The sequence below is a fragment of the uncultured Lactobacillus sp. genome (assembly GCF_902491705.1).
Lineage (GTDB): Bacteria > Bacillota > Bacilli > Lactobacillales > Lactobacillaceae > Lactobacillus.
The window spans coordinates 1-7061 of sequence record NZ_CABUIW010000080.1; the positions used below are offsets into that span (position 1 = coordinate 1).

At 30.7% G+C, this 7061-nt stretch carries 3 protein-coding genes; 2 read left to right on the forward strand and 1 reads right to left on the reverse strand.

Features of this window, described 5'->3' with window-relative positions; genetic code table 11:
• Positions 1-125 precede the first annotated feature (125 nt).
• Positions 126-5291, reverse strand: coding sequence for a BspA family leucine-rich repeat surface protein (locus RDN22_RS10635; RefSeq protein ID WP_308558082.1), 5166 nt, complete (start codon positions 5289-5291; stop codon positions 126-128).
• Between the two features lie 227 nt (positions 5292-5518).
• Here RDN22_RS10635 and deoC point away from each other — a divergent pair, with 227 nt between their 5' ends.
• Positions 5519-6226, forward strand: coding sequence for a deoxyribose-phosphate aldolase (gene deoC, locus RDN22_RS10640; protein WP_308558083.1), 708 nt, complete (start codon positions 5519-5521; stop codon positions 6224-6226).
• Between the two features lie 21 nt (positions 6227-6247).
• The gene (locus tag RDN22_RS10645; protein WP_308558084.1) at positions 6248-6970 is read left to right on the forward strand and encodes a GntR family transcriptional regulator; all 723 of its coding nucleotides are present in this window, start codon (positions 6248-6250) and stop codon (positions 6968-6970) included.
• Positions 6971-7061: the final 91 nt, after the last annotated feature.

Genomic DNA, 7061 nt, shown 5'->3' on the forward strand with positions numbered 1-7061 from the left:
AAAGGTGAATAAAAGCATCGTCATGCTTCTATTCACCTTATACTTTAGGATGTTTGACAAAGAGCCGTTAATCTTAAGTTTATCTTTGATTAACAGACCTTTTTCATTATCAAATAATCTATGCTTTACTTAATAACCTTAGCATATTTTGCCGGAATCCATTCATTTTCATTACCAATTCTATAGCATAACTGATGGTTAATTCTCTTTTTAGCCCACGTTACATATGTTGCATTATTTTTAATCTTTCTATTAATTTTATGACCATCCCAATCTAGCAAGTTAACAGTTTTAGTTTTAATTCTTATTTTTACAACATGATGGAATTTAGTTTCTTTCACAAATCTATTTATTGATCTAGTGTTAGATACTGGAAGATAGTATTCATGACCTTTAATTATTACTTTGTAATACAATACTCCTTTAATCTTCTTAGTACCCTTAACACTATAAATAGAACCTACTCTAACAGTTTTCTTTAACCTCTTTCCTAAAACATTAAATACACTTATTCTATTTTTATCAGCAAAAGAATGGATTATTATTTTCTTATTCTTAGGTGTATTTATTTTATTCGTATCATTAGTTTCATTATTAAGATTATCATCTTTAATTACCTGTTTATTATCTGGATTCAATAAATTATTTTCTTGTTTAATATCTGAATCTGATGAATTGTTTTCTTGTTCAATACTTGGAACTGATGAATTGTTTATTTGTTTATTATCTGAATTTGATGAATTATTATCTTCTTTACCATCTAATTTACTTAGTGCTAATTGAATTTCATTTGAAATAATATCTATTTCTTTTTGGCTAGGAAAACTCTGTTCTGTTATTAATATTGCTTTTTCAAGAGTATTATTCAACTCTTCTTTTGAGCTAAGACTACTATTCTTGTATTTAACAGTGTCTTTAATTTGATTTGCTTGAATCACATTATTCTTTAGTTTACTAAAATCAACTTTTGTATTTTCGATTTCTGAATAATTTAATTCAATTTGATTATTTCCTTGATCATTTTGACCATCTATTTGAATACTCTGTGTAGTATAATCACCAAACCTTGTAATGGTATACGTCTGTCCATTAGGGAAGAAAATTTCAATTGAATTTTTATCTGTAAATATTTGAAGCTTAATATTAGATTGACCTTTAATACCTGAATTTACAAGATATCCTCCTTCAGAAGATAATCCATATTTATAATAATCGGCTGCATTTCCAGATAATTCTTCACTATTTCCTGTAACTTTATAAATACCCGAAACAGGATCGAATGAAATATTTACGTAATCTTTTCCCTGAGCTATATTAATTATTATTTTTCCTTCATATGGCTGTTTGTTTGCGGTTGAAAATACCATATCATAGTAACTATTAACAGGCTGATTTTTCAAGACTACTGATGGACCATCCTTTTTAATTGTTTGCTTTACATTAGAATCAGTAACCTTTTCTAGTCCTTTAACAATTGGAATAGATTTAATTATGCCATTTTGATGAAGAACTAAAGTACGTGGCAAACTATAGGATCCTAATCTTGCAGAAACGTTATTTGCTCCATTAACTTTAATTCCATTTGAAGTATAACTCCAGTTTCCAATCCATCCCATCGAAATTATACTTTTATCTGGCTTATTAATATCTGCTGAGCCAGAGAAGTTAGCGCCATAATAATCACTACCTTCATCAACTCTATGACTTTCATATTCTGGAACAAATAAGCCATTTTCGTCTAAGTGCCCAACTCGGTAATACGTACCTGTTGTTTCACCATATTGGTTTCTTTTACCGCCAAAGAATATAACTGCTTTGACTATTGCATTTCCATGAGCGTCCTTTTCTATATTTCCATTATCATCTGTAACGTACATAAACCTAACAGCTGGACATTCTAATGGAGTATCCGAATTATTAAATCCTGTTAAAACAGATTCACCACCTACTTTAGCAGGTTTATTAGGATCTGGATCAGACTTTACCCAATTGATACCATCGTCAGAAACATATATACCCAACTTGTCATTTTCTGCACATGCCATATACATTTCTGTCTTGCCATGCCCATTATAATAGAAAACACCAGCATCTCGTTCATTATTCGCATCTTTAGATCCTTTAACATAATCAATTACTGGATTTCCATTATTAAGTACATGATCAAACGTTTTACCGCCATCTAAAGAATATACAGCCCAAATATTTTGCGAATTATCCGATTTCTTCAAACCAGAGAAATATGATATATATGCATCTTTAGGAACGTCCTTAACTATGCCATAAGTATTTTGAACTATTGATCCAGTCCACGCCGATTTCCAAGCATTAGTATTATCTTTTAAGTCTACTTTTTTACCATCAGGTCCAAGCATAGAATCTGGTTGTGCTTCTAAAGCATTATTTTGTGGAATTTCAAAATGAAGTAGATCTTTTGTAACTTGACGTGACCAATTCTGTCCACTAGTTCCAAATGGATTATCTGCGCCATCAACTGAATGTAAGAAATAAAGATTATACTCACCAGTCACAGGATTATAAATAATCGTTTGCAAGTCATTAGACCATCCTTGATCAGTAGTCATATGATAAGCAGATTCATGTTCAGTTGATTTATCATTAATCACTCCTGGATTAACTGGTATAGAGTGATCGGGCTGATAAATTGGTGCCAAAGGTTTTTCTTGCTCAGATTTTCCATTTTTAAAAATAGGAACATACTTGTTATACAAACCTGTGTTTCCATACTCAATAGCATTTTGTGATGGAGCCCATCTTAAGAAATTATTTTTATCATATTTTTTGGAATAAACTTGTAGAATATTATTAAAGACAGATTTAGCTTGTTCTAAGCTATCAAAAGTACCGTTCATTTGCATATCAAATAGATCATTTTTGGGATCTAAGTGCATTATAAAAGTCCATGGCTGATACAAATTATTTTTGACTTTCATCTTATCATTTAATATAGCATTACCAATAACTAATTTGTCACCACTTAAAGCAAATATATTATTTTGATCGGTCCCTAAATTATTAACATTCCAATTTGAAAGATCCAAATAGTGCAAGTTTGTAGTACCGGCAAACATTGATCCCATATAACGAACATTGTTAACTTTCCATTTTGAAAGATTTAAGTTTGTTAATGATTTATCATTTTGAAACATTCCAGTCATAGTTTCAACATGTTGCATATTCCAATTTGTTGTATCCAATTGATGTAATTTATAACAATTGTTAAACATATTATCAGCATGAATTGCATTATTTAAATTCCAGTTTGTTGTATCTAGAGACTTTAATGATGAGCAATTTTGAAACATTGCTTGTACTTCTCTAGCATTTTGTAAATTCCAACTACCAGTATTAACTTTTTCAAGAGAAGAACAGCCCTCAAAAATATGCTGAATATTAGTGACTTTTGAAAGATCCCATTTTGTTGTATCACCGATATCTGTTAATTTTTTATCATTTACAAAGGCATAACAAATATTATCAATATTTTGCAATCCCCAATTTGTTGTGTTTACCTTTTGCAAATTAGAACAAGTATCAAAAATACTTTGCATATTCGTTGCTTTATTTAAATTCCAATTTGTTGTATCTAGATATACTAATTTACCAGCATGGAAAAACATAAATTGTAATGCTTCCGCATTATTTAGCCCCCAATTTGTCGTATTTAGTTTTTCCAAAGATTCACAAGATTGAAACATACCATCTGCAAATCTAACCTTACTTAAGTTCCAATTTGTTGTATCACCTATACTTATTAAACTTTTATCGTTTCTAAAAGCATTGGTAATAAATGTACAATTTTGAAGGCCCCAATGACTAGAATCAATTTGTTTTAATGATGAGCAACCATCAAAAATACCTGCAACTTCTAAAGCTTTTTCAAAATTCCATTTTGCTTTTCCAATAGAAACTAAGTTATTATCATTTAAAAATACATTGTTTGCATGTTGAATATTGCTCGTATCCCAATTACTTAAGTCTATTGATTTTAGTGCTTTATTATTTGCAAACATAGCCTCTATACTTGTTGCAGAGGTAATATTCCATTTTGAAACATCAATATTAGATAAACTGTCACATCCATCAAACATTGATCTAAAATCTTTTACCTTTTCTGGATTCCAATTTGTCAAATTTAAGTTTATTAAGTTATTATCTCCATGGAACATAAATGTCATATCCGTGGCATTCGAAACATTAATATTTGAAGCATTTATATCTTTTATATCATGATCGTTTTCAAATAAGGCATGAAAATTTTTAATATTTGTGGTATCCAAGCCTCTCAAATCCGCTTTGGTCAATTTCGAATTACTAAATACTCCATTCCAATCATCATTAGCCGCTATTATATGACCGTCTCCATTATTAGAAAACGTTATTTTTAAAGTCTTATTCTTATCAAAAATATTATTTAATGATTGTGCTGTAATATAAGCTTTACCATTTTTACTAATAATATTTGCATGAGCAAAATCAATATTATTCGGAATTATAATATCTGTTTTATCACCAATATAATCATTAATTGAGACATTTCCGTCAGGGTTAACTTCATATTTCCATTTTGAAAAATCAATGCCAGTTCCCTTATCATTTGTTTTTTTATCAGATAATACTTTTAAATCTTTTGTAATATTTTTTTCTTCTTGAATATTATTTACTTTAACAACTTGTCGTTCTAATGTATTTTTATTTGGTTGACTCTCTGTATCATTTTCGCCTTTATTATCATTAATTTCTAAATTAGTCTTAGATTCTACAACTTTTAATTGTGGATTTGTTTTATTCGTAGTGTCAGCCAATGTGTCAATTGAACCTTTTACTGTAGATGTATTGTTTTTTTCAAGTTCAACTTTATTTTCATTTTGTTTTTCAATTTTAGCTTGAGGACTTGCTTCATTTACAGTATCAGTTGAACTTTTAACAGTAAATGCATTGTTTTTCTCAGATTCAACTTTATTTTCATTTTGCTTTTCAACTTTGGATTGGGAATTTGTTTTATTTGTTGTATTAGATAATGTGTCAATTGAACCTTTTACAGTAGATGTATTGTTTTTTTTAAGTTCAACTTTATTTTCATTTTGTTTTTCAATCTTAGTTTGAGGACTTGATTCATTCACAGTATCAGCAAATGTATTAGTTGAAGAAACGCCTAAAAACAAAGCAGTACCTAAAAGAACACTTGTCAACCCAACTGTTAACTTACGCAATGCAAAATGATTTTCTCTTTTTGCCATATTTTCATAAAGAGAATCTTTTTTATTCATATTGAATGCCTCCATAAAACGTTACGTGATAATAATATAAGCGCTTACAACTGAAATGCTACATCTTTATCCTATGAAGAAATAGTGTCATTTGTCACATTTTTTAATATTACATAGAATTAGTTTTTATTTTTGTCATCACATAACCATCTTGACAGTTACATAAAATGCTCTATTATTAATTATGTAGGTATTATGTAATAACATATTAAAAAGAGGACTTAATTATGAAATACACTTTAGATGATTTTGCTCGTTTGATTGACCATACTAATTTACATGCAGACGCTACTCACGAAGACATGAAGAAGCTTTGTGATGAAGCCAAAAAATATCATTTTAAGATGGTAGCCATTAACCAAGTTCAATCTAAGTTCTGTTCTGAACAACTTAAAGGTACTGACATCGATACTGGTGCCGCTATTGCCTTCCCTTTAGGACAACAAACCATTGAATCTAAAGTCTTTGATACCAAAGACGCAATTAAAAACGGTGCTAACGAAATTGACTACGTTATCAACATCACCGAATTAAAAGCCAAGAATTACGACTACATCAAACGTGAAATGACCGAAATGGTTGAAACCTGCCACCAAAATCATGTCCCTTGCAAAGTAATTTTTGAAAACTGCTACTTAACTAAGGACGAAATCAAAAAGATGGCTGAAATTGCCAAGGAAGTAAAACCTGACTACATCAAGACATCTACCGGTTTTGGAACTTCCGGTGCTAAAGTAGAAGACGTTAAGCTAATGAAGTCAATTGTTGGTGATAGTGTTCAAGTTAAGGCTGCAGGTGGCATCAGAAATAGTGATGACTTTTTAGCTTTAATTAGAGCTGGTGCCACTAGAATTGGTTGCAGTGCCGGTGTTAAAATTATTGAAGCATTAAAGCAAAGAATGAAAGACGATCACGTTGATTACATTGAAATTTAACTAAGAAAAGAGGAACACACCTTGCCTTCAGCTAAATATAAAGACATACAAGAACAACTATTAAATGATATTAAAAACGGGAAATATGCTGAAGGAGATCTAATTCCTAATGAAGTTGATTTAGCACAGGAATTCAATGTTAGTCGACCAACTATTAGGCATGCGATCCGCAATTTAGTTGAAGCTGGTTATCTTGAACGCCGAAAAAAGCGTGGCACAATTGTTAAGCGCGTTAAACTTAAGCAGGAATTCACCCACGTGATTGAGAGCTATAACGATGAAATTAAGCAAAATGGCCGTGTAGCAAAGACGCAAGTACTGATTTTCGAAAAAATCAAAGCTAATCGCGAAGTTCAAGAAGCACTAGATCTTGAAGAAAAAAGTGAAGTTTATAAGTTAGTGCGTTTACGCTTTGCAGAGAACACGCCAGTAGTTTTGGTTACTACCTTCTTGCCAGCCAAACAATTGCCTGACTTTGAGCAACACGATTTCAATCATGAATCATTGTATGAAGTTCTAAAGAGCTACCATTTAGCTGTTACCCATGTTCAACGCAAATTAGAAGTAAAGCTTGCTGGTGAAACTAACAGTAATTTTCTTAATATCGAACGCACTGCCCCAGTCTTCTATTTCCATACAATTGGGAGCACCAGTGCAGGACAAAAAATTGAATATTCAATCGCCACCTATCGCGGCGACAACAACTACTTTATGATCGACTTAGATCAAAATAATGAGAACTAAAAAAATACCTTCTAAATCAATTCAATGAAGTGAGACCCAAAAGTTAGACACTTTTGGGTCTTTTATTATGACTAAATTTAATAAAGAACAA

Coding starts and splice junctions, on each gene's coding strand:
- RDN22_RS10635 (WP_308558082.1), bottom strand. CDS start 5,291: ATGAATAAAAAAGATTCTCTTTATGAAAATATGGCAAAAAGAGAAAAT.
- deoC (WP_308558083.1), top strand. CDS start 5,519: ATGAAATACACTTTAGATGATTTTGCTCGTTTGATTGACCATACTAAT.